This window comes from Spirillospora sp. NPDC052269 (genome assembly GCF_040679435.1).
Taxonomy (GTDB): Bacteria; Actinomycetota; Actinomycetes; order Streptosporangiales; family Streptosporangiaceae; genus Spirillospora.
Genome location: NZ_JBFAUU010000015.1, coordinates 203,420 through 226,484 on the forward strand (window position 1 = coordinate 203,420; position 23,065 = coordinate 226,484).

Consider the following 23,065-nt stretch of genomic DNA (forward strand, 5'->3'; position numbering starts at 1 on the left):
AGAGCGGGACCGGTATCGGTCGCGCTCCGGGCGCCCGGTGTTTGCCTGGTCCAGGGCAGGTGAAGGATTCGTCGTGTGACGACCGAGACGGCGGCGCCCCGGCCGTGCGCCCATCCGTGGCGAGCGCTGTCGGTCTGCCTCGTCGCGGCGTTCATGACGCTTCTGGACGTCAGCATCGTCAACGTGGCACTGCCGTCGATCCGGACGGGGCTGAACGCCTCCGAGGGCGAGCTGCAGTGGATCCTGTCCGGGTACGCGCTGACGTTCGGCCTGGTCCTGGTCGCGGCGGGGCGGATCGGGGACGCGCGGTCCCGGCGGGCGACGTTCATGGCCGGGCTGGCGCTGTTCGTGCTGGCGAGCGCGGCGTGCGGGCTCGCGCCGACGATGCTCTGGCTGGTGGTCGCCCGGTTCGTCCAGGGCGTCGCGGGCGGGGTGCTGAACCCGCAGGTCGCGGGCCTGATCCAGCAGCTGTTCCAGGGCGCGGACCGGGGCCGGGCGTTCGGCGCGCTGGGCGCGGTCATCGGGATCGCGACGGCGGTCGGGCCGGTGCTGGGCGGCGTCCTGATCCAGATCGCCGGGACCGAGACCGGCTGGCGCTGGATCTTCCTGATCAACATCCCGATCGGGCTGGTCGCGCTGGTGCTGGCGCGCCTGCTGCTGCCCGAGCCGGTCTACGGCGAGAGCCGGGGCCTGGACCCGGTCGGCGTGTTCCTGCTGGGCGCCGCGATCATCGCGATCATGCTGCCGTTCCTGCAGGAGCGGACCTGGCACGGGCATGCCAAGTGGCTGCTGCTGGTCGCCGGGTTCGTCCTGCTCGTCGTCTTCGTGGCGTGGGAGCGGCACACGGACGCGCCGATGGTCGACCTCGGGCTGTTCCGGCTGCGCTCGTACTCGCTCGGCTCCGGGATCGCGCTGCTGTACTTCGCCGGGTTCACCTCGATCTTCTTCATCTTCACCCTCTACCTGCAGAACGGTCTGGGCTACAGCGCGCTCGGCGCGGGCGTCGCGATCACCCCGTTCGCCGTCGGGTCCGGTGTCGCGTCGGTGGTCGGCGGACGCCTGGTCGGACGGCTCGGACGCCCGCTGGTGTGCGGCGGCCTGGCGGTGGTCGCCGTCGGGCTGGTGCTGACGTGGATCGCGGTGGCGGTGCACCCGGGCGGGGGCGCGGCCTGGTGGACGGCGGTCCCGCTGCTGTTCGCGGGCCTCGGCAGCGGCCTGGTGATCTCGCCGAACCAGACCATCACGCTGTCGGAGGTGCCGTTCCAGGAGGGCGGCAGCGCCGCGGGCGTGCTCCAGACCGGGCAGCGGGTCGGCACGGCGGTCGGCATCGCCTGCGTCGGCGCGGTGTTCTTCGCCACGGTCGCGAACCTCCGCGGGGACTGGGCGGCGGCGTTCCGGGACGGCCTGGTGGTCGTGCTCGGGTTCGTCCTCGCGGCGTTCGCGCTGAGCCTGCTCGACCTGTTCGGCCACTCCTGGAAGACGGCCGTCCGGCGGCACGCCGGCTGACCCGGCCGGGGCCGCGCCGGGTGGTTTACCGAACGTGGACCGGGGACGGGGACTAGCCGGAACACCGCCCGGCAAGGGTTCCCGAGAAGGGGGCAGCTCATGGCGCACGACCAGGACTCGTCCAGGGACCGGGACGCGAACCGGAGCCGGAACGCGGGCACGGGCCGGGACGCGGGTTCGGGCCGGGACGCGAGTGGGGGCTCGGCCGCGAACAAGAGCCCGGACGCGGGTTCGGGCCGGGCTGCGAACAGGGGCCCGGCAGCGGTCAGGAGCCGGGACGTGGTGAGGAGCCAGGGCGCGCCGGGCGTGCCCGCGCGCGGGCTCGGGCCGGGGAGCGGCGGGCCGCCGTCCCGCGTGCCGTACACGCACCCGACCGCCGGCTGGGGCGCGGCCAGGCGGGTCGGTGAGGCGGTCGCCGAGACGCGCGAGTTCACGGAGCTGCCGCGTGCCTTGCTGAGGATGAACCACGAGGACGGCGGGTTTGACTGCCCGGGCTGCGCCTGGCCGGACGCGCGCGACGGCCTGAAGCTCGACATCTGCGAGAACGGGATCAAGCACGTCGCGTGGGAGATGACGCACAAACGCGCCGACCGCGCTTTCTTCGCCGCGCACACCGTGTCCGAGCTTTCGACCTGGAGCGACTTCGCGCTGGAGGACGCCGGGCGGCTGACCGAGCCGCTGGTGTGCGACGAGGCGTCCGACCGGTATGTCCCGATCTCGTGGGAGCAGGCGTTCCAGCTGGTCGGGCGCGCCCTCCGCGACCTGGACGACCCGGACCGGGCGGCGTTCTACACCTCCGGGCGGCTCAGCAACGAGGGGTCGTTCCTGTACCAGTTGTGGGTGCGCGAGTTCGGCACCAACAACCTGCCGGACTGCTCGAACCTGTGCCACGAGGCGACCGGGCTGGCGCTGAACGCGTCCCTCGGCACGCCCAAGGGCACCGTCGACCTGGACGACTGGGACATGGCGGACGCCGTCCTCCTGCTCGGCAACAACGCCGCGTCCAACGCGCCGCGCATGCTGACCGCGCTCGCCAAGGCGTACCGGCGGGGCGCGGCGATCGTCCACGTCAACCCGCTGGTGGAGGGGGCGGCGCGGCGGACGATCGTCCCGCACGAGTTCGTGTCGATGGGCCTGAACAAGTCCACCCCGACGGGGACGATGGACGTCCAGGTGCGGATCGGCGGCGACATGGCGCTGCTGCGCGGCGTCGCCAAGGCCGTCCTGGAGAAGGCGGAGACCGACCCGCGCGCGATCGACCGTGACTTCCTCGACCGGCACACCGCCGGGTTCGAGGCGTACGCGAAGATCGTCAAGGACACCGCGTGGGCGGACCTGGAGCGCGTGTCGGGCGTCCGGGAGGCGCGGATCCGCGAGCTGGCCGCGGTGTGCCTGCGGTCCAAGCGGACGATCGTCGCCTGGTGCCTCGGCATCACCCAGCACGACCACGCCGTCGACACCATCCGCGAGATCGTGAACGTGCTGCTGCTGCGCGGCAACATCGGCACCGAGGGCGCGGGCGTCTGCCCGGTGCGCGGGCACAGCAACGTCCAGGGCAACCGCACCTGCGGCATCGACCACCATCCGCCGCCGTTCCTGTCCGACCGGATGGACGAGATCTACGACTTCACCCCACCCCGCAAGCCCGGCCTGGACGTCGTCCGGACCGTCAAGGCGATGCACGACGGGCAGGTGAAGGTGTTCGTGTCGCTGGCGGGGAACTTCGCGCTCGCCTGCCCCGACACCGCCTACACCTTCGAGGCGCTGCGCCGCTGCGACCTGACCGTCCACGTCTCGACGAAGCTGAACCGCAGCGACCTGGTCCACGGGAGGAAGGCGCTGATCCTGCCGGCGCTGACCCGCAGCGAGAGGGACCGGCAGGCCAGTGGCCCGCAGAGCCTCACGGTCGAGGACTCGATGAGCATGGTGCACCGGTCGACGGGCATGAAGCGGCCCGCGTCGGGGCGGCTGCGTTCGGAGATCGCGATCCTCGCGGGGATGGCGCGGGCGACGCTGCCGGGCAGCACCACCCCCTACGAGGAGTACGCCGAGGACTACGACCGGATCCGGGACGCCATGGCCCGGTGCCTCGAGGGGTTCGAGGACTTCAACCGGCGCGTCCGCCAGCCGCTCGGGTTCCGGCTGCGGCAGGCCGCGCGCGAGCGGGTGTTCGGGACGCCGTCCGGGGCCGCCGAGTTCTCCCTGGCCGCGCTCGGCGACGTCACCCCGGGCGTGGGACGGCTCATGCTCAGCACCGTCCGCTCGCACGACCAGTGGAACACCACGATCTACTCCGACGACGACCGGTACCGGGGCGTCCGGAACCTGCGCACGCTCGTCTTCATGAACCGCGCCGACATGGACGACCGCGGGCTGAAGGAGCTCGACCTCGTCGACATCACGTCCATCGCCAAGGACGGCTCGAAACGCTCGGTCCACGGCTACCGCGCGATCGCCTACGACATCCCGCGCGGCTGCGCGACCGGCTACATGCCGGAGCTGAACGTGCTGTGCCCGATCGGCGACTTCAGCCCGCAGAGCGACCAGCCGCTGATGAAGCAGATCACCGTCGAGGTCGTCCGCAGCCGGACGGCCGAACGCACGCCCTCAGGCGAGCGCCTCTCGGCCCCCGTCCGCCCCGCTCCCGCCTGACCACGGCCCGGCCCAGCGACGGGAGCATCCGCGTACGTCCCGCCGCCGACACGGCGCGCGAGCCGCTGCTCACCGGCCCTTCGGGCGCGTGCGCCTCGCACGGCCTGCGCCGCGGGCCGCCTATCGGCGGGAGCGTCTGCGGACGGCCCGGACGGTGCGGATGGCTCCGGCGGCGAGCAGTGTCCCGGCGGCCGCCGCGCCCGCGACGGCCAGGTTCTGACGCCTGATCCGGGCCGGGATCTCCGCATACGGCAGCGTCGAGAACGACACCAGCTCGTACCGCGACACGTACCGTCCGGCGAGCCGCCGCTCGAGCGCGTGCGCGGCCGCCTGCTTGGCCCGGAACACCGGGGAGGCGACCTTGTCGCGCATCTCCACGAAGTTCTCCAGCGCCATCTCGGCGATCGCGTCGGTGTTGGCCTTGCGGCGCTCCTGGTAGCGGGCCAGCGCGGCCGTCCAGTCGCCGTTCGTCTCGTCCAGGCAGCGGTCGATCTCGACGCAGTCCTCGAACGCGCAGTTCGCGCCCTGCCCGAAGAACGGGACGATGGCGTGCGCGGCGTCGCCGAGCAGTGCCACCGACGCGCCCTCGCCGGTCCGCACCCACGGCCATGCCCGGACGGTCACCAGCGACCCGATCGGGTTGTGCGCGAAGTCGTCGGTGAGGTCCGGCATCAGCGGGGCGACGTCCGGGTAGTGCCGCCGGAAGTGCGCGGTCACCGCCTCGGGCGTGCCGAGCGCCTCGAAGTCGCCCTTCGGCCAGAACAGCGTGCAGGTGAAGGAGCGGTCCAGGTTCGGCAGCGCGATCATCATGGCGGTGCCGCGCGGCCAGATGTGCAGGGCGTCGGGGTCGAGCGCGAAGTCGCCGTCGCGCGGCGGGATCGTCAGCTCCTTGTAGCCGTGGTCCAGGAAGTCGGTGTCGGCGCCGAACGCGCCGCCGGGCCCGACGCCGCGCCGGACCGCGCTGTACGCGCCGTCCCCGGCCAGGACGATGTCGGCGGGCTCGGTGACGGTGCCGTCCGGGCCGTCCAGGGTGAGCTTGCCGGACGCGGTGTCCACGCCCGTCACCTTGAGCCCGAACCGCAGCGTCACGCCGGGAGTGGCCTCGGCGGTGTCGAGCAGCGCGGCGTTCAGCTCGGCGCGGCTGATCGAGTTGATCGCGCGCGTGCCGTCCGCGCTGTAGGACTGGAAGTTGGTCGCGCCGTTGCCCGGGTGGACCATGCGGCCGTGCATCGGCAGCGCCCGCCCCAGCGCCAGTTCGCGCAGTCCCACCTGCTCGAGCGCGGCCAGGCCGCGCGCGGAGATCGCCAGGTTGATGGACCGGCCGCGTTCGGCTCCGGCGACCCGCGGGTCCGGGCGCCGTTCGTACACCGTCACCGGGACGCCGCGCCGGCCCAGCAGGGTCGCGAGCAGCGCGCCCGCCAGGCCCGCGCCGACGACGGCGACGCGCTGCGCCTGGGACTCCGGCGCCGGGGACTGCGGGGCGCGGGACGGTTCAGCGGTCATGGACGACGGTCTCCTCGATCTGCGACCGGACCTCCCACAGGTCCGGGAAGGCCGGGGTGAACAGGGTGGAGCGCAGGTAGTCCGCCCCGGCGGAGCCGCCGGTGCCGATTTTGGCGCCGATGGTCCGCTCGACCATCTTGACGTGCCGGTACCGCCATTCCTGGATGCCCTCGTCGATGTCGACGAGCGCCTCGCACACCTCGACGGCGGGGCCGCTCTCGTCGGAGTACACCTTCAGCAGCGCGTCCTGGACGCCCGGGTCGGCCTGCCACGCCTCGGACGGGTCGCGCTCCAGCGCCGCCTCCGGGACCGCGAACCCGTGGACGGACAGGTACCGCATCAGCGAGTCCATCAGGGACCGGCGCGCGATCACCGCCTTCAGGTTCTCGTCGTCGCGCAGGTCGGACGCCGGGAACCTGCGGCGTCCGAGGACGGCCTCGATCTGCCGGAACTGCGCCGACTGGAACCCGCTGGACGTGCCGAGGGCGTCCCGGAACGAGGCGAACTGGCGCGGCGTCATGGTCTCCAGCACGTCCAGCTGGCCGACCACGGTCTTGAGGATCTTGACGATCCGGCGGGCGGTGCTCAGCGTGCCCGCGCTGTCGCCGTCCTCCAGCCGCCGCTGCAGCAGGTCCGCCTCGTGCAGGATCTGCTTGAACCACAGCTCGTACACCTGGTGGATGACCACGAACAGCAGCTCGTCGTGCGCGCCGGTCCGCGGCTCCTGGCAGTCCAGCAGCTTGTCCAGCCGCAGGTAGCCGCCGTAGGTGAGGGCTTCGGGGGCCGGTTCGCCCATCGCCTCGTCCTCCTTCGTCCCCGCTCCGTGCCCGCGCTTCCCGGCACCTCGGTGTGCCGGGGTACGACGCCGCGTAGCGGCATCAACGGGTGGATATACCGCAGACTCTATGAAGGCGGGCGGACGGCATGTCAGAGGAGGAGCTCAACCCTTTTCTCCTTGAGCTATACCCATCTCGTTATGCCACGAACCCGGCCCACCCCGCACTCCGTCGTCCATCTCCGCCGAAAAGCCGGGAAAGTGATCGGCCCGACCGGTGAAGCATGGGTGTCCGATCACCGACCCCCATGCGGAGACGCCCATGTTGGATCTGATCGCGTGACCGCCGACCTGGCCCCACCGGCCGACGCGGACGAGCGGGAGCATCCGGCCGCGCCGCCCACGGACGCGGAACTGGCCGCGGCCTTCCGGCGCGATCCCGACCGGTTCACCGCCGTGTACGACCGGTACTTCCGCGACATCTACCTGTACGCGGCGGGACGCCTCGACACCCAGGCCGGCGAGGACATCGCCGCGGAGACGTTCTGTGCGGCGTTCGCGTCCCGGGACAGGTTCGACCCCGAGCGCGGCGCGCTGCGGCCCTGGCTGTTCGGCATCGCGACCAACTTCATCGCCCGGCACCGGCGTCGCGAGGCCCGCCACTACAAGGCGCTCGCGCGCGGCGGCGCCGATCCGGTGGAGGGCAGTCACGAGAACGGCGTCGTCACCGCCGTCGCCGCCCGCCGCATGCGGCCCGAACTGGCCCGCGCCCTGACGACCCTCAACCAGGGCGAACGCGACGTCCTGTTGCTGGTCGCGCTGGCGCAGCTCAGCCACGAGGAGATCGCCGAGGCGCTCGGAGTCTCCTACGGCACCGTCGGATCCCGGCTCAGCCGCGCCCGCGCCAAGCTCCACAAGACCATCGCCAAGGAGGACTTCCATGGATGACGACCTGCGCATCCTCGCCGACACGCTCGCCAAGCCCGACCCCGGCGCCGATGTCGTGGACCGCCGCCGCCACCAGCTCCAGAACACCATGCGCGGAGGCGCCGCACCCGCCCGCGGCCGCCGCCGCGTCCACTGGGCCCTCGGCGGCACCGGCCTCACCGCCGGGGTCGCCGCCGCGGCCGTCGCGATCGCCGTCGCGACCGGCTCGACCGGCACGTCCACCCACCGGGCGGGCCCGTCCCAGCAGCCGGGCACGGCGTCCGGGCAGGCCGGGGACCCCATGAGCGCCCGTCAGGTGTTCCTCGCCGCCGCCCACAGCGCAGCCCAGGCCCCGGAGCGCATCGGCAAGTACTGGCACCTGCGCACGCTCTCCCAGGACGCCCAGGGTGTGGAGGTCAAGGGCGACAGCTACGACGAGTGGTTCCGGCACGACGGACGCCACTACACCAGCGGCGAGAAGACCGACTTCAAGCCGTTCCTCCCGCCCAAGCAGGAGCCCGGCTTCAGCATCGGCGGGCCCGTCCTGACGTTCGAGGAGCTCCGCGCGCTGCCGTCCGCCCCCGACGCGCTGGTCGCCCGGCTGGCACGGTACGTCGAGGCCGCGCACATCCGGACGAGCGCCGGACAGCTGACCGCCCAGGAGCGGCGTACCGAGGTGCTCAACGACCTGTTCGTGCTGTCGACCCAGAGCCCGGTGACCCAGAAGGTCCGCGCGGCGGCCTTCCGCGCTCTGGCGGACGCCCCCGAGGTGAAGAGCCGCGGCCGGGTCAACGGCGGAGTGCGGCTGAACATCCCGGTGTTCCACGACCCCGCCGGGCTGGACGTGGTGCTCGACCCGGCCACCGGCCGGCTGCGCGGTTCCCGCAGCTACGTCGACTTCAGCGGGTCACTGCTCATCATGGAGCCGGGGAAGACCGTCTCGATCATCGCCGAGTGGACCGACACCCTGCCGGACAAGACCGGGCCGAACTGACCGGGCCGAACTGACCGGGCCGAACTGACCGGGCCGGGCTGACCGGGCCGGGCTGACCGGGCCGGCCGGATCGGGCCGAACCGATCGGCGGGACGCCCCGGCCTCGGGGGACCGGGGCGTCTCGATACACTCCAGGTCGGCCGACTCCGGTACGGTCGACCTGGGGTAACGAGAGCTGAGGCAACGATCCGCATGGAACTGATCCACTCGGGCAAGGTCCGCGACGTCTACGCCGACGGGGACGACCTGGTCCTGGTCGCCACCGACCGGGTGAGCGTGTACGACGTGGTGCTGCCGACCGAGGTTCCCGACAAGGGGAAGATCCTCACGCAGCTCTCGCTGTGGTGGTTCGAGCGGCTCGCGGACGTCGTGCCGAACCACGTGATCTCCGCCACGGACGTGCCCGCCGAGTTCGTCGGACGGGCCCTGCGCGTGCGGCGCCTGGAGATGCTGCCGGTCGAGTGGATCGCGCGCGGCTACCTCACCGGCCTCGGCCTGAAGCAGTACCAGAAGGACGGCGCGGTCTCCGGCGTCCGGCTGCCGGAGGGCCTGGTCGAGTCGGACCGGCTGCCCGAGCCGATCTTCACCCCGACGACCAAGGCCACCGAGGGCCACGACGAGTTCATCACCTACGACGAGATGGTCGCCGAGATCGGCGCGGACACCGCCGCCGAGCTGCGCGAGACCACGCTGGAGGTGTACCGGCGCGGTGCGGCGCTCGCCCTCGAGCGGGGCATCATCATCGCCGACACCAAGCTGGAGTTCGGCCGCGCCGCCGACGGGACGCTCGTCCTCGGCGACGAGGTCCTGACGCCCGACTCGTCCCGGTTCTGGCCTGCCGACACCTACCAGCCCGGCCGTACCCAGGACTCGCTGGACAAGCAGTTCGTCCGCGACTGGTCGTCCACGCTGGACTGGGACCGCACCCCGCCCGGCCCGGAGATCCCCGCCGAGGTCGTCGACGCCACCCGCGCCCGCTACGTCGAGGTGTACGAGCGCCTCACCGGCGACCGCTGGAACGGCTGACCACACCCCACCGGCTGGCCACACCCCGTCAGCCGGCCACACCCCACCGGCTGACCACGCCTCATCGGATGACCGTGCCCCGCACCCGGGGCGCGGTCATCTCGCGTCGTCAGGAGCCCGGGACGCCGTTCAGCGGCACCTCGGGAGCCGAACCGTCCGCGCCGGACGCGTCGTCCGGCGGAAGGTCGCCCGCCGAGGCGCGGACGGCGTGCAGCGCCGCGGTGATCGCCGACGCCTGGGCCGGGGAGAGGCCCGGCAGCCCGAAGTCGGCCTCGTGCAGCGCCGCGGTGGCGGCCTCGGCCAGCTCGCGCCCGTCGCCGGTGATCGTCGCGAGCACGACCCGGCGGTCGTCGGGGGAGGGGCCGCGGCCGACCAGGCCGCGCCGTTCGAGCCGTCCGATCACGTTGGTGACCGACGCGGCGTGCACCATGAGCCGCTCGCCCATCTTGCCCATCGGGAGGGTGCCGGTGCGGGTGAAGGCGAGCAGCCGCAGCGCCTCGTAGGCGGCGAAGGTCAGCCCGTACGGCTTCAGCACCGCCTCGATCCGGCTGAGCAGCAGCTGCTGGGCGCGCATGACCGAGGTCACGGCCGCCATCTGGTCGGCGTGGCCGGGCCACCGGGCGCTCCACTGGCGGTGCGCCTCGGCGATCGGGTCGAGGGAGTGGGACTTCTGGCCGGTCACGGGCATACCGTACGGCACCCGCCGCCCTTGACTGATGCGCTCACGGTTATTACTTTAACTTCTAAATATTGGATGTCCAAGGAGTTGTGATGTCGGGATCGCTGCACGTGCCGGTGCACCCGGTGCGGTTCGTCACGGCGGCCGCCCTGTTCGACGGGCACGACGCGGCCATCAACATCATGCGGCGCATCCTGCAGGCGCAGGGCGCCGAGGTCGTGCACCTCGGGCACGACCGGTCGGTGCGCGAGGTCGTGGACGCGGTCCTGGAGGAGGACGCCCAGGGCGTGGCGATCAGCTCCTACCAGGGCGGCCACGTCGAGTACTTCGAGTTCCTGGCGCGCAGCCTCAAGGAGGCCGGGGCCGAGAACGTCAAGGTGTTCGGCGGCGGCGGGGGAGTGATCGTCCCCGGCGAGATCGACCGGCTCGCGGACGCCGGGGTGCGGATCTTCTCCCCCGAGGACGGCCAGCGCCTCGGCCTGCCCGGCATGATCAACGAGCTGGTCCGGGACGCCGACGTGGACCTCTCCGAGGAGCCGTCCCACGTGGACGAGGTGCTGTCCGGCGACCGCCGCGCCCTCGCCCGCGCCCTCACCTGCCTCCAGGCCGGACGCTACGACGGCCTCGACGCGCTCCGCGAGGCCGCGGCCGGAAGGCGGGTTCCGGTGCTCGGCATCACCGGCACCGGCGGCTCCGGCAAGTCCTCGCTCACCGACGAGCTCGTCCGGCGCCTGCGCGCCGACCAGCAGGACAAGCTGCGCGTCGCGGTGATCGCCGTCGACCCGACCCGGCGGCGCGGCGGCGGCGCCCTGCTCGGCGACCGCATCCGGATGAACTCCCTGGACGGCGACCGCGTGTTCTTCCGGTCGCTGGCCACCCGCGGCGCCCGCGAGCTGCCCGAGAACGCCGCCGACATGATCACCGCGGTGAAGGCCGCCGGGTACGACCTGATCATCCTCGAGACGCCCGGCATCGGGCAGGGCGACGCCGCGGTCGTCCCGCTGGTGGACGTCTCGCTGTACGTGATGACGCCCGAGTTCGGCGCCGCGTCCCAGCTCGAGAAGATCGACATGCTGGACTTCGCGGACGTCGTGGCGATCAACAAGTTCGAGCGCCGCGGCGCCGCGGACGCGTTGCGCGACGTCTCCCGGCAGCTCATCCGCAACCGCGAGGCGTTCGGGGCCAGGCCCGAGGACATGCCGGTGTTCGGCACCAGCGCCGCCACGTTCAACGACGACGGCGTCACCGCCCTCTACCAGCACCTCGCCGGACGGCTCGCCGAGCACGGCCTGCGCCTGGAGGAGGGCACGCTGCCCGCGGTGACCACCAAGGTCTCCACCGGCGCCGCGCAGATCATCCCGCCGAACCGCGTCCGCTACCTGTCGGACATCTCCGACACCGTCCGGGGCTTCCACGCCGAGACCGAGAAGCAGGTCGACGCCGTCCGCCGCGCGCAGCGGTTCGAGCTCGTCCGGGACGAGCTGACCGACACCGCCGAGATCGACGGCAAGCTGGCCGAGGCGCGCGGCGCCGTCGCGCCCGAGGCCGCCGAGCTGGTCGCGCAGTGGCCCGCGACGGTCGAGGCGTACTCCGGCGACGAGCAGGTCGTCCGCGTCCGGGACAAGGAGATCCACACCCGGCTGGCCCGCGAGTCGCTGTCGGGCAACCGCATCCCGCGCGTCGCGCTGCCCCGCTACGAGGACCACGGCGAGCTGCTGCGCTTCCTGCGCCGCGAGAACCTGCCCGGCCGGTTCCCGTTCACCGGCGGGGTGTTCCCCTTCAAGCGCGACAACGAGGACCCGGCCCGCATGTTCGCGGGCGAGGGCGACCCGTTCCGCACCAACCGCCGGTTCAAGCTGCTCAGCGAGGGCCAGCCCGCGACCCGGCTGTCCACCGCGTTCGACTCGGTGACGCTGTACGGGCGCGACCCGGGCGAGAGCCCCGACGTGTACGGCAAGGTTGGCACGTCCGGGGTGTCCATCGCGACGCTGGACGACATGAAGGCGCTCTACGACGGCTTCGACCTGTCGTCGCCGACCACCTCGGTGTCGATGACGATCAACGGCCCGGCCCCGACGATCCTGGCGTTCTTCCTGAACACCGCGATCGACCAGGGCGTGGAGGCGTTCCGCGCCGAGCACGGCCGCGAGCCGTCGGAGGCCGAGGCCGCCGAGATCCGCGCGCGGGTCCTGACGACCGTCCGCGGGACCGTCCAGGCCGACATCCTCAAGGAGGACCAGGGCCAGAACACCTGCATCTTCTCCACCGAGTTCAGCCTGCGGATGATGGGCGACATCCAGCAGTGGTTCATCGAGCAGGGCGTTCGCAACTTCTACTCGGTGTCGATCTCCGGCTACCACATCGCCGAGGCCGGGGCGAACCCCATCAGCCAGCTCGCGTTCACGCTCGCGAACGGGTTCACCTACGTCGAGTCCTACCTCGCGCGCGGCATGGACATCGACGACTTCGCGCCGAACCTGTCGTTCTTCTTCTCCAACGGCATGGACCCGGAGTACAACGTCATCGGACGCGTCGCCCGCCGCATCTGGGCCGTCGCCATGCGCGAGCGCTACGGGGCCAACGAGCGCAGCCAGAAGCTGAAGTACCACGTCCAGACGTCCGGGCGGTCCCTGCACGCGCAGGAGATGAACTTCAACGACATCCGGACGACCCTGCAGGCGCTCATCGCGATCTACGACAACTGCAACAGCCTGCACACCAACGCCTACGACGAGGCCGTCACCACCCCGACCGCCGAGTCGGTCCGCCGCGCCCTGGCGATCCAGCTGATCATCAACAAGGAGTGGGGCCTGGCGATGAACGAGAACCCCCTCCAGGGGGCGTTCGTCATCGACGAGCTCACCGACCTGGTCGAGGAGGCCGTCCTCGCCGAGTTCGACCGGATCAGCGAGCGCGGCGGCGTGCTCGGCGCGATGGAGACCGGCTACCAGCGCGGCCGCATCCAGGACGAGTCGATGCTGTACGAGCAGCGCAAGCACGACGGGTCGCTGCCGATCGTCGGCGTCAACACCTTCCGCAACCCCTACGGGGAACAGGAGGGCGGCAAGTCCCTCGAGCTGGCCCGCGCGACCGAGGACGAGAAGCGCTCGCAGCTCGACCGCGTCCGCGGCTTCCAGGGCGCCCACCACGGCGACTCCGAGGCGGCGCTGACCGCGCTGAAGGACGCCGCCCGGTCCGGCGAGAACGTCTTCGCGGTGCTGATGGACGCGGCGCGCGTGTGCAGCCTCCAGCAGATCACCGACGCGTTCTTCGAGGTCGGCGGCCAGTACCGCCGGAACGTCTGAGGCGCGGGACGTCCGAGGGAAGGGCCGCCATGCGGGTCGTGTCGCTGGTGCCGTCGCTGACCGAGTCGGTCGCGGCGACGGCGCCCGGCGTCCTGGTCGGGGCGACCGACTGGTGCAGCCACCCCGCGGACCTCGACGTCACGCGGGTGCGCGGCACCAAGAACCCCGACCTCGAGGCCGTCCGGGCCCTGAAGCCGGACGTGGTGCTCGCCAATGCCGAGGAGAACCGCGCGCCCGACCTCGACCTGCTCCGCGCGGCCGGGCTGCGCGTCTGGACGACCGACATCCGCACCGTGGACGACGCGTTCCCCCAGCTCCGCGCGATGCTCACCGAAGGGTGCGGCCTGCCCGCCCCGGCCTGGCTGGACGAGGCGGAACGCGCCTGGGCGGCCGTCGAACCGGCGTCGCCGCCGCTGCGCGCGGTGATCCCGATCTGGCGGCGTCCGTGGATGGTCGTCGGCCGCGACACCTTCACCGGCGACGTCCTGCGCCGCCTCGGCGTCGAGAACCTCTACGACGGCCATCCCGACCGCTACCCGAGGATCCCCGTCGACGAGCTGAACGCGGCCCGGCCCGACCTGGTCGTCCTGCCGGACGAGCCGTACGCGTTCACCGCCGAGGACGGCCCGGAGGCGTTCCCCGGCGTGCCCTGCGCGCTCGTCGGCGGACGCCACCTCACCTGGTACGGCCCGTCCCTCGCCGAGGCCCCCGCCGTGCTGCGGCGCGAACTCGACGACCGGATCGAAAACCGAATGACCTAGACGATCCCGGTTTGCCACGATGGCCGGATGAAGACCGACCTGGAGGCCCTCGTCGTCCGTCGAACCCGGCGCGTCCCGCTGCCGGACGGCCCCGCCGGAGACGGCGCAGGCAGAGAGACGGCGGGCGATGGGGCAGCCATGGCGCGCCGGTTCGATACCGCGCTGATGGCCATCGGGTACAAGCTCTCCGGAGACCTGCTCGCGGCGCTCTCCCGCCTGGACGGCCAGACGGTCGTGAACCTCGCCGTGCGGACACTGGCGACCGTCCGGGAAACGGTCGGCGACCACGTCCGGCTCTACTCCTACTTCATCGACTTCCCGGACAACGTCCCGGACACCTTCGAGTTCTGGATGGACCTCGTCCGCGCGACGTTCGCTGACCCGGCCGACCAGGAGAAGGCCGAGATCCTGCTCAGCGAGGGCATGCTCAACCTGCTCACGCTCTCCACTTACGGGAACTACCAGCACACCTACGAGGAGATGCTGGCCCGGCACGACGAGCTGATCGCGTCCGCCCGCGACCGGGTGACCGTCCTGCATCTCGGCGGCGACCTGGAGTCCGAGGGCCGCGACCTTTACCTCGCGCTCGCCGGGAGCGCCACCCCGCTGAACGAGGACGAAGCCCGCGACCTCGCCTACCTCGCCGCGTACTGCGTGGACGGCCCGCAGCCCGAGCAGATCCCGGTGCGCGAGATCCGCGCCCTGGTCAACCGCGCCCGCGTGGACGCGAGCGGCGAACCGCTCCTCGACACCGTCACCGACGTGCTGCGCCTGGCCTGCGCGCTCGGGGACGGCGACGTCACCCTCCAGGAGCCGACCCGCTTCCCGGCGTTCCCGCGCCGGATCCGCCGCGTCCTGCTCGGCGGACTCGACCGCGTGGTCGCGGGAAGCCCGGCAAAGCTCGCCGACACCGGCGTCCACGCCGAACGCTGGAAGCGCCTCGGCGAACGCCTCCACCCGCACGAGTACCCGCGCTGGCCGCACGCCGCCGACGTGTTCGCCGTCGCGCGCGGCGACAAGCCCGCGCCGACCCCGGACGCGCGGATCGAGGCGCTGCTCGAAGCCGGCGACGTCCTCGGCGCGGTCGAGCTGCTGGCGACCATGCCCGGACGCCTGTTCCGCGCCCTGGACCGGCTCCTGCGCATGCCGCTGGACCCGGCCGAGCAGGAGGCCGTCCTCGCCGCCGCCGAGCGCACCGCCAAGGACGTGTCCGGACGCGTGCTGCTGGCCGTCCGCGAACACCTCGACAACCGCGTCCAGCCCGCGGCCTCGGACGTCCAGAAGCCTCAGAAGACGAAGGACCGCGGCCACCGCGTGTTCGTGAACCGCCATGGACGCGCCTGGACGGCCTCGGAGACCCGGTACCCCATCCCCGAGCCGGTGCGCGCGCGGCTCACCGCCCTCCTCGACGCGCAGATCGCGCGCCGCCTGCCCGCCGGGGGCCGCCTGCTCGTCGACCCGGACATGCTGGACGTGGCGCTCCCGCTCAGCGGCCGGGCCGCCCCCGCGGGACTCGGCGTCCTCCCGCGCGGCTCGCGCTCGCGCGTCGACGGCGAGGTGCTGCGCTTCTTCGTCTACTGGCGGCAGCGCGCGCACCGCACCGACTACGACCTGTCGGCGCTCATGCTGACCAGTGGCTTCGGCGACCCGGCATGGATCTCGTTCACCAACCTCACCGACGGCGCGGGCGAGCACTCCGGAGACATCACCGACGCCCCGGACGGCGCGAGCGAGTTCATCAACATGCGGCTCGCCCGCTTCACCCGGACCTACGTCCTGCCGCAGGTGCACATCTACTCGGGCGAGGGGTTCGACGAGGTCGAGGAGTCCTTCTTCGGGTTCATGACCCGCGACCTCGACCAGGCGGGACGGCCGTTCGAGCCGCGCACCGTCCGGATGAAGTCCGACCTGCGAGGCCCCGGCCGGGTCGCGCTGCCGCTGGTCTTCCAGCGGGACCAGGACGGCACCTGGACGGCCCGCTGGCTGCACCTCTACCTGACGGGCGGCCTGAGCCACAACCAGGTCGAGGGCAGCCGCGTGACCGTCTCGGCCCTGCTGCGCGCCTTCGTGGACCGCGAGTACCTCACGGTCGGGCACCTGGTGGACCTGATGGCCGGTCGCGGCGCCGAGGTCGTCCGCTGGGACGCCGCGCCGGTGCTCGCCGCGGACGACCGCCCCGTCACCTACCTGGGCCTCGAACGTCCCGACGGCCTGCCGGAGGGGACCCGGGTGATCACCCCGGAAAACCTGCGTGACCTCATCCCCGCCTGAGTGTTAGCGTGATCGCGGTGAGGCCATGAGGGGGCTTCCTTCTCACTCCTTATGACTCTAGTCCTCTCGCTTTCCTCACCACTGCCTTCAGGAACCGGGCGCGTCCCTTGCCGGACGCGCCCGGTCTGTTTCCACCTGGAGGAGGCGCGGGTCAGACCTTCATGTCCTTGGCGATGATGGTCTTCAGGACCTCGCTGGTGCCGCCGTAGATGCGCGCGACGCGCGCGTCCGCGTACAGGCGGGCGATCGGGTACTCCAGGATGTAGCCGTAGCCGCCGTGCAGCTGCAGGCACTTGTCCACCACGCGGGCCTGCGCCTCGGTGCAGAACAGCTTGGCGACGGCCGCGTCGGCCGGGGTGAGCTCCCCGGCGTCCAGGGCCTCGATGCAGCGGTCGACCAGCGAGCGGGCCGCCTCCACGTCGGTCTGGCACTCGGCCAGCACGAACTTGGTGTTCTGGAAGGACGACACGGTCTTGCCGAACACCTGGCGCTGCTGGACGTAGTCCTTGGCGAAGTCCACGGCGGCCGCGGCCGACGCGTAGGAGCTGAGCGCGATGCCGAGGCGCTCCTCGGCCAGGTTGTGGGTCAGGTACTCGAAGCCCCGGCCCTCCTCGCCGAGCAGGTCCTCCACCGGGACGCGGACGTCCACGAAGGACAGCTCGGCGGTGTCGGACGAGCGCAGCCCGATCTTCTCCAGCTTGCGGCCGACCGAGTAGCCCTCGCTCCTGGTGTCCACGACCAGGATGGACAGGCCCGAGCGGCGGTTGTCCGGGTCGGCCGGGGCGGTGCGCGCGACGACCAGCATCCGGTCGGCGAGCACGCCGCCGGTGATGAAGGTCTTGGCGCCGTTCAGGACGTAGTGGTCGCCGTCCCGCTTGGCCGTGGTGGCGATGCCCGCGAGGTCCGAGCCGGTGCCGGGCTCGGTCATCGCGATCGCGAACATGGCGTCACCGGCGACGAACGCGGGCAGCCATCGCTTCTTCTGCTCCTCGTCCGCGTACTTCAGCAGGTACGGCAGGCAGAGGTTCACGTGGACGCTGTAGCCGCCGAAGCCCACCCCGGCGCGCGCGCACTCCTCGGCGATGACCGCCTGGTACTTGAAGCTGGTCTCACCCGCGCCGCCGAACTCCTCGGGGACCTGGATGCCGAACACGCCCAGCTCGCCGAGCTGGTTGTAGAAGTCGCGCGGCGGGTGGCCGGCGTTCTCCCAGTCCTCGTAGCGCGGCGCGACCTCGGCGTCGATGAACGCCCGGATGGTCTCCCGGAACGCCTCGTGGTCCTCGTTGTACAGCGTACGGCGCACGGCCGGCCCCTCTCTCGGCGGAAAGATCACATCGAACAGGATTCTAGTTAGGTCCGCCCGCGGCCCGGGCACCCGGCCCCACGCCCCGCGCAGGCCGGAAATTTACTGGACGTAAGCCGTAAAACCCCTGTCCACCTGCGCGGACTTTGATGGACGTCCCCCGGAGCGGGCACTATCCGTACATGATCGTTGTCGCTGGGCGAAAGATCACCTGGACCAGGGTGATGCCATGGCTGGGACTTCTGGCGCTGATCGCGACCTGGGGCCGGGCCCTGTCGTCCCCCGTCGCGGCGGCGGTGGGACTGCTCCTGTGCGGGGCGGTGCTCGCCGCCGTGCACCACGCGGAGGTGGTCGCGCACCGGGTCGGCGAGCCGTTCGGCTCCCTGGTGCTGGCCGTCGCGGTGACGGTGATCGAGGTCGCGCTGATCGTGAGCATGATGGCCTCCGGCGGCGGGGGCAAGGCCGCCACCCTCGCCCGGGACACCGTGTTCGCCGCCGTGATGATCACCATGACCGGGATCGTCGGGATCTCACTGCTGGTCGGGGTCGTCCAGAGGCACACGGTGATGTTCAACGCCGAGGGCGCCGGCGGGGCGCTCGCCAGCGTCGCGACCCTCGCCACCCTCAGCCTGGTGCTGCCGACCTTCACCACCAGCCGCCCCCGCTACGAGTTCAGCCCGGCCCAGCTGGCCTTCGCCGCGGTCGCCTCGGTGGCGCTGTACGGGCTGTTCGTGCTCACCCAGACCGTCCGGCACCGGGACTACTTCCTGCCGGTGGACCGCGGCAGCGGCGACGTCATCGACGAGGACGCCCACGCCGAGCGGCCGTCCGGGCGGGAGACGCTGCTCAGCGTGGGGCTCCTCATGGTCGCGCTGGTGGGCGTGGTCGGGCTGGCGAAGGTCGAGTCCCCGACGATCGAGGGGGCGGTGGCCTCGGCGGGCTTCCCGCAGGCCGTGGTCGGCGTCGTGATCGCCCTGCTGGTGCTGCTGCCCGAGACCATCGCGGCCGTCCGCGCCGCCTCCCGGGACCGGCTCCAGATCAGCCTGAACCTCGCGCTCGGCTCGGCCCTGGCGAGCATCGGGCTCACCATCCCGGCGATCGCGGTCGCGTCGATCTGGCTGTCCGGGCCGCTGAAGCTCGGCCTGGAGCCGGTGCACATGGTGCTGCTGGCGATCGCGGTCGTCGTGTCCGTCCTGACCGTCGTCCCGGGCCGTGCGACGCTCCTCCAGGCCGGGCTGCACCTCGCCGTCTTCGCCGCCTTCCTGTTCCTCGCCGTCAGCCCCTGAGGACGGAGCGGGACGATCCGGGCGCGCGCCGGGTGGTGCGCCGGGACCCCGGGGCGCCGGGAGCCCGGAGGGCGCTCCAGAGGCCCGGGGAGCGAGACGGGCGAAGCGGGACGCCCCGGGCGTGGCGGAAGTTCGTGCGGGCGGGGTTTCGGACGGCGGCCTGATACGGCCAGAGCCGGGGCTTGCGTCCCGGGCGGCGGGCGGATATCGGCCCGCGTCCCGTCCCAGGTGAAGCCCGCTCCGGCCGCCGGACACTCCAAGGCCGATCAAAGCGCGACTCAAGGTGGCGGCAGGGGGAAGGCAAGAGGAACCTTCGGGAAAGTAAAAGCGACGCCGGGTGGATACGGGGGCAATCCACCCGGCGTCGCATCATCGGTGTTCCGACGGGGGCCCGGAACACCGGCAAGGGCGCCCCGACGGGGGACCAGAGCGCCGGTACAAATCGTACACCGAAACCCCCCGGCCCGAGTCAAGAGAATGTCACGACCGGATTTCTGGTCGCTGTCCGGAAACCTCGTTCCGGTCGGGGCGCTCGGGGGTCTCGAACCGCGCCCGGGACACCGGCTCACGGCCGCCGTTGGCGACGATCACGCTGATGTACGGCAGGAACACCGCGCCGACCACGAACAGGCCCACGACCCACAGGGGCGCTCCCGCGACCCCGCTGAAGACCGCACCCAGGAAGCAGCCCGTGCGGATGCCCATCGACAGCAGGTAGCGCTTCTGCCGGCGGCTGATGTCCTCCGAGAGCGGACGGGGCGCGTTGGTGACCGTGTAGACGACCTGCGGCTCGCGCTGGTGCTTGACCTTCACGTTTTAACGGTAGACCCCAACCCGCTGAACGGCGACACCAGGTCAGGCCAAAACACACCGCCGTTCCCGGGCGAATCCTGAAGAGCACCTCAAAAACGCGGAAAACCCGCACCCGGCGGCGCGAGCCCCCTGTCCGACCCGCCCAGGACGCCCTGAGCACCCCGGAGACGGCTCGGCGGGCGGCCCCAAGACAAGGGGGAGGGCCGCCCGCCGGAAGGACCCCGGTCAGGACGCCTGGGAGACCGTGGACATGTTGAAGTCCGGCACCCGGACGGGCGGCATCGCCGCCCGCTGGAAGTAGTCCGACCACTCGCGGGCGAGCGTCGGGACCGTCCCGCCGACCTCCGAGAGCCGGCCGAGCAGGTCCACCGGGCTCTCGTTGAACCGGAAGTTGTTCACCGCGCCGACGACCTCGCCGTCCTCGACCAGGTAGACGCCGTCCCGGGTGAGGCCGGTGAGCAGCAGCGACTGCGGGTCCACCTCGCGGACGTACCAGAGGCAGGTCAGCAGCAGGCCGCGGCCGGTCCGGGCCACCATGTCGTCGAGCGAGGCGTCCGCGCCGTCCGGGCCGCTCATCAGCAGGTTGTCCACCGGCGGCGTGACCGGCAGCCCGGTGATCTTCGCCGACCGGCGCGTCTGGGTCAGCGCGGCCAGCGTCCCGTCGCGGATCCAGTCGGTCGGCCCGAGCGCAAGCCCGTTGTCGAACACCGACTGCGTGCGGCCCGAGGTGTGCGCCACCGTGAACGGCGCGGCCTCGATCCCGGCCGCGGCCGGGTCGCTGAACAGCCGGACCGGCAGGCTCGCCAGCTTCTCCCCGACCCGGGTGCCGCCGCCCGGCGCGCTGAACACGGTCGCGCCGTCCGCGGCGTCCCGGGCGCCCGCCGACCAGTACAAGTAGATCATCAGGTCGGCGACCGCGGACGGCGGCAGCACCGTCTCGTACCGTCCGGCGGGCAGGTCGACCCGGCGCTCGCCCCAGCCGAGCCGCCGGGTCAGGTCGGCGGCCATCGCCGGGACGTCCACGTCGGCGAAGTCACGCGTGGCGACCCCGGCCCAGGCCGAGCCGCCCTCGCCCTTGGCGTTCAGCTCCAGGATCCCGGCGGGCTGGTCGTGCCGGGCGCGCAGCCCCGCCGACGACCCGACGAACGTGGAGGTGACCACGTGGTTGGCGAACCCGTACAGCCGCCGGTCGCCCGCCGCGGCCTCGGCGAACGCCGCTCCGAGCGCGGGCGCGACGTCCCGGTACACGCCGATGCCGGTGTCGGCGGGCGCGGCCGACCAGTCGCCGAACTCCCCGCCGAGCAGGGCGGCGGCGTCGTCGGCCGGCTGGTTGGACGCGGCGTCCGCCTCGGCGGCCCGCACCACGTCCTCGATCTCGTCCGCGCCGACCGCGGCCCGCGACACCACGCCCGCCGCCACGCCGTCGCCGGTGCGGCGCAGCGCGATCACGGTGAGCTGGCCGGAACTCGTCACCCCGTTGGTGGTCAGGGTGTTGCCCGCCCACCGCAGGTTCGCGGTGCTCGACTCCTCGGCGATGACGATGCAGTCGTCGCCGCGGGACAGCGCGAGAGCGCGCTCCACGGCCTCCTGCGGGGAGAGTGCGCTCACTGGCCCGCCTCCTTGACCGTGTTGAGGATGTTCACGCCGCGGAACACCGCGGACGGGCAGCCGTGGCTGACCGGCGCGACCTGCGCCGGCTGCCCCTTGCCGCAGTTGAACGCGCCGCCCATCACGTACGTGGACGGCCCGCCCACCGCCTCCATCGAGTTCCAGAACTCGGTGGTGCTGGCCTGGTAGGCGACGTCCCGGACCTGCCCGGCGAGCCGGCCGTTGCGGATCCGGTAGAACCGCTGCCCGGTGAACTGGAAGTTGTACCGCTGCATGTCGATCGACCAGGACTTGTCGCCGACGACGTAGACGCCGTCCTCGACCCCGGCGATCAGGCCGTCCGTGTCGGGCCCGTCCGGATCGGCCTGCAGCGACACGTTCGCCATCCGCTGGATCGGCGTGCTGTGCGCCGAGTCGGCGAACGCGCACCCGTTGGACCGTCCGGCCCCGGTGAGCCGCGCGATGCGCCGGTCGAGCTGGTAGCCGGTGAACCGGCCGCCGGTGATGATGTCGAACGCCTGGCCCTCCACGCCCTCGTCGTCGTACCCGATCGTGGCGAGGCCGTGCTCGGCGGTGCGGTCGCCGGTCACGTTCATGACCTTCGACCCGTACTGGAGCGTGCCGAGCTTGTCCGGCGTCGCGAACGAGGTGCCCGCGTAGGCCGCCTCGTAGCCGAGCGCCCGGTCCAGCTCGGTCGCGTGCCCGATCGACTCGTGGATCGTCAGCCACAGGTTGGACGGATCGACCACCAGGTCGTACCGGCCCGCCTCGATCGACGGCGCGGCCAGCTTCTCGGCCAGCAGCTCGGGGATGCGGCCGAGCTCGACGTCCCAGTCGTGGACGTCGCCGACCAGGAACTCCCAGCCGCGGCCGACGGGCTGCGCGAGCGTGCGCATCGTGTCGAACGCGCCCTCGGTGACGCCCGTCGCCTCGACGACCGGTTGCAGCCGCACCCGTTGCTGCGTCGTGGTCGTCCCGTTCAGGTCGGCGTAGAACTTGTTCTCGCGCACCTGTACCAGCGAGGCGTCCACGTGGTCGACCCGTGGATCGCCGAGCAGCCGCCGGCTCCAGTCGGCGAGCAGGCCGACCTTGTCCGGAGTGGACACGCTGAACGGGTCGATCTCGTAGGACGACACCCAGGTCACGTCGCCGTGCGACGGCTCGGGCGCCAGCTCGACCGGCTCGCGGTTGACGGGCGCGGCGACGCGCGCGACCTCGACCGCCCGCTCGGCCAGCGCGGCCGCGCCCCCGGTGGTCAGGTCGATTCCGGCGGCGAAGCCCCAGGTCCCCCCGGCGACGACCCGGACCGAAATCCCGAGGTCGCTGTCGTCGGCGGCGGTCTCCAGGACGGCGTCGCGCAGCCGGAGGCTCTGGGTGCGGATGCGTTCCACCCGGACGTCGGCGTGCTCGGCCCCGAGCTCGCGCGCCCGGCTCAGCGCCGCGTCGGCGAGCGCCCGCAGCGGCAGTGCGGTGAAGGCGGGATCAATGTCATGCACCTTCCTCAACCTACCGTCCCGAGGCCTCTTGACCATGTGGACGGTCGCCTGTGTCGGGGTGTCGTGCCCGGCGCCGGGAGCAGGGTCGGGAGCGGGGACCGGAACAAAGGCGGCCTCCGGATCTTGTCGGGAAGGAACATCTCTGCGGCGGGGCGCCGGT

Annotated in this window: 16 protein-coding genes; 9 read left to right on the forward strand and 7 right to left on the reverse strand. The window is 72.2% G+C overall.

Annotation, left to right across the window (positions count from 1 at the left end):
* Positions 1-75: 75 nt before the first annotated feature.
* Together AB0L06_RS30440 and AB0L06_RS30445 are read left to right on the forward strand one after the other, a co-directional pair.
* Positions 76-1,506 carry an MFS transporter gene (locus tag AB0L06_RS30440; protein ID WP_500234552.1) on the forward strand — a complete coding sequence of 477 codons (1,431 nt, stop codon included), beginning with the start codon at positions 76-78 and terminating at the stop codon, positions 1,504-1,506.
* Between the two features lie 99 nt (positions 1,507-1,605).
* Complete coding sequence (locus AB0L06_RS30445) at positions 1,606-4,158, forward strand: FdhF/YdeP family oxidoreductase (protein ID WP_500234553.1); 2,553 nt, start codon at positions 1,606-1,608, stop codon at positions 4,156-4,158.
* Positions 4,159-4,278: 120 nt separating this feature from the next.
* On the opposite strand, the gene AB0L06_RS30450 is transcribed toward AB0L06_RS30445, so the two are convergent.
* Together AB0L06_RS30450 and AB0L06_RS30455 are read right to left on the reverse strand one after the other, a co-directional pair.
* Positions 4,279-5,661 (reverse strand): FAD-dependent oxidoreductase, encoded by a 1,383-nt coding sequence (locus AB0L06_RS30450; RefSeq protein WP_500234554.1) that lies wholly within the window; start codon positions 5,659-5,661, stop codon positions 4,279-4,281.
* On the reverse strand, positions 5,651-6,457 hold the full coding sequence (locus tag AB0L06_RS30455; RefSeq protein WP_500234555.1) for a tryptophan 2,3-dioxygenase: 807 nt from the start codon (positions 6,455-6,457) through the stop codon (positions 5,651-5,653). The genes AB0L06_RS30450 and AB0L06_RS30455 overlap by 11 nt, the downstream gene beginning before the upstream one ends.
* A 318-nt stretch (positions 6,458-6,775) precedes the next feature.
* Here AB0L06_RS30455 and AB0L06_RS30460 point away from each other — a divergent pair, with 318 nt between their 5' ends.
* From AB0L06_RS30460 to AB0L06_RS30470, 3 genes are all read left to right on the forward strand, one after another.
* Positions 6,776-7,384: an RNA polymerase sigma factor gene (locus AB0L06_RS30460; RefSeq protein WP_500234556.1), complete on the forward strand. Its 609-nt coding sequence runs from the start codon at positions 6,776-6,778 to the stop codon at positions 7,382-7,384.
* Positions 7,377-8,357, forward strand: coding sequence for a CU044_5270 family protein (locus AB0L06_RS30465; RefSeq protein ID WP_500234557.1), 981 nt, complete (start codon positions 7,377-7,379; stop codon positions 8,355-8,357). The genes AB0L06_RS30460 and AB0L06_RS30465 overlap by 8 nt, the downstream gene beginning before the upstream one ends.
* A gap of 192 nt (positions 8,358-8,549) precedes the next feature.
* The gene (locus AB0L06_RS30470; protein ID WP_500234558.1) at positions 8,550-9,383 is read left to right on the forward strand and encodes a phosphoribosylaminoimidazolesuccinocarboxamide synthase; all 834 of its coding nucleotides are present in this window, start codon (positions 8,550-8,552) and stop codon (positions 9,381-9,383) included.
* Between the two features lie 109 nt (positions 9,384-9,492).
* Here AB0L06_RS30470 and AB0L06_RS30475 read toward each other — a convergent pair whose 3' ends face one another.
* A complete protein-coding gene (locus AB0L06_RS30475; protein ID WP_500234592.1) occupies positions 9,493-10,071 on the reverse strand; it encodes a MarR family winged helix-turn-helix transcriptional regulator in 579 nt (192 codons plus the stop codon).
* Between the two features lie 83 nt (positions 10,072-10,154).
* On the opposite strand from AB0L06_RS30475, the gene icmF reads away from it, so the two are divergent.
* The 3 genes from icmF to AB0L06_RS30490 are packed head-to-tail and all read left to right on the forward strand — an operon-like array spanning position 10,155 to position 16,399.
* Positions 10,155-13,367: a fused isobutyryl-CoA mutase/GTPase IcmF gene (icmF, locus tag AB0L06_RS30480; protein ID WP_500234559.1), complete on the forward strand. Its 3,213-nt coding sequence runs from the start codon at positions 10,155-10,157 to the stop codon at positions 13,365-13,367.
* Positions 13,368-13,396: 29 nt separating this feature from the next.
* The gene (locus AB0L06_RS30485) at positions 13,397-14,128 is read left to right on the forward strand and encodes a helical backbone metal receptor (protein WP_500234560.1); all 732 of its coding nucleotides are present in this window, start codon (positions 13,397-13,399) and stop codon (positions 14,126-14,128) included.
* A gap of 27 nt (positions 14,129-14,155) precedes the next feature.
* Positions 14,156-16,399: a TerD family protein gene (locus AB0L06_RS30490; RefSeq protein ID WP_500234561.1), complete on the forward strand. Its 2,244-nt coding sequence runs from the start codon at positions 14,156-14,158 to the stop codon at positions 16,397-16,399.
* A gap of 151 nt (positions 16,400-16,550) precedes the next feature.
* Here the strand turns inward: AB0L06_RS30490 and AB0L06_RS30495 are convergent, their stop codons facing one another.
* Positions 16,551-17,702: an acyl-CoA dehydrogenase family protein gene (locus tag AB0L06_RS30495; protein WP_500234562.1), complete on the reverse strand. Its 1,152-nt coding sequence runs from the start codon at positions 17,700-17,702 to the stop codon at positions 16,551-16,553.
* 182 nt (positions 17,703-17,884) lie between these two features.
* Here AB0L06_RS30495 and AB0L06_RS30500 point away from each other — a divergent pair, with 182 nt between their 5' ends.
* Positions 17,885-18,988 (forward strand): calcium:cation antiporter, encoded by a 1,104-nt coding sequence (locus AB0L06_RS30500; protein WP_500234563.1) that lies wholly within the window; start codon positions 17,885-17,887, stop codon positions 18,986-18,988.
* Between the two features lie 480 nt (positions 18,989-19,468).
* Here the strand turns inward: AB0L06_RS30500 and AB0L06_RS30505 are convergent, their stop codons facing one another.
* The 3 genes from AB0L06_RS30505 to AB0L06_RS30515 form a co-directional block, all read right to left on the reverse strand.
* The gene (locus AB0L06_RS30505; RefSeq protein ID WP_500234564.1) at positions 19,469-19,801 is read right to left on the reverse strand and encodes a DUF3099 domain-containing protein; all 333 of its coding nucleotides are present in this window, start codon (positions 19,799-19,801) and stop codon (positions 19,469-19,471) included.
* 225 nt (positions 19,802-20,026) lie between these two features.
* The gene (locus AB0L06_RS30510) at positions 20,027-21,409 is read right to left on the reverse strand and encodes a metallopeptidase TldD-related protein (protein ID WP_500234565.1); all 1,383 of its coding nucleotides are present in this window, start codon (positions 21,407-21,409) and stop codon (positions 20,027-20,029) included.
* Positions 21,406-22,905, reverse strand: coding sequence for a TldD/PmbA family protein (locus tag AB0L06_RS30515; protein ID WP_500234566.1), 1,500 nt, complete (start codon positions 22,903-22,905; stop codon positions 21,406-21,408). Before AB0L06_RS30515 ends, AB0L06_RS30510 begins: the two co-directional genes overlap by 4 nt.
* Positions 22,906-23,065 lie beyond the last annotated feature (160 nt).

Coding starts and splice junctions, on each gene's coding strand:
- AB0L06_RS30445 (WP_500234553.1), top strand. CDS start 1,606: ATGGCGCACGACCAGGACTCGTCCAGGGACCGGGACGCGAACCGGAGC.
- AB0L06_RS30450 (WP_500234554.1), bottom strand. CDS start 5,661: ATGACCGCTGAACCGTCCCGCGCCCCGCAGTCCCCGGCGCCGGAGTCC.
- AB0L06_RS30455 (WP_500234555.1), bottom strand. CDS start 6,457: ATGGGCGAACCGGCCCCCGAAGCCCTCACCTACGGCGGCTACCTGCGG.
- AB0L06_RS30465 (WP_500234557.1), top strand. CDS start 7,377: ATGGATGACGACCTGCGCATCCTCGCCGACACGCTCGCCAAGCCCGAC.
- AB0L06_RS30470 (WP_500234558.1), top strand. CDS start 8,550: ATGGAACTGATCCACTCGGGCAAGGTCCGCGACGTCTACGCCGACGGG.
- AB0L06_RS30475 (WP_500234592.1), bottom strand. CDS start 10,071: ATGCCCGTGACCGGCCAGAAGTCCCACTCCCTCGACCCGATCGCCGAG.
- icmF (WP_500234559.1), top strand. CDS start 10,155: ATGTCGGGATCGCTGCACGTGCCGGTGCACCCGGTGCGGTTCGTCACG.
- AB0L06_RS30485 (WP_500234560.1), top strand. CDS start 13,397: ATGCGGGTCGTGTCGCTGGTGCCGTCGCTGACCGAGTCGGTCGCGGCG.
- AB0L06_RS30490 (WP_500234561.1), top strand. CDS start 14,156: ATGAAGACCGACCTGGAGGCCCTCGTCGTCCGTCGAACCCGGCGCGTC.
- AB0L06_RS30500 (WP_500234563.1), top strand. CDS start 17,885: ATGATCGTTGTCGCTGGGCGAAAGATCACCTGGACCAGGGTGATGCCA.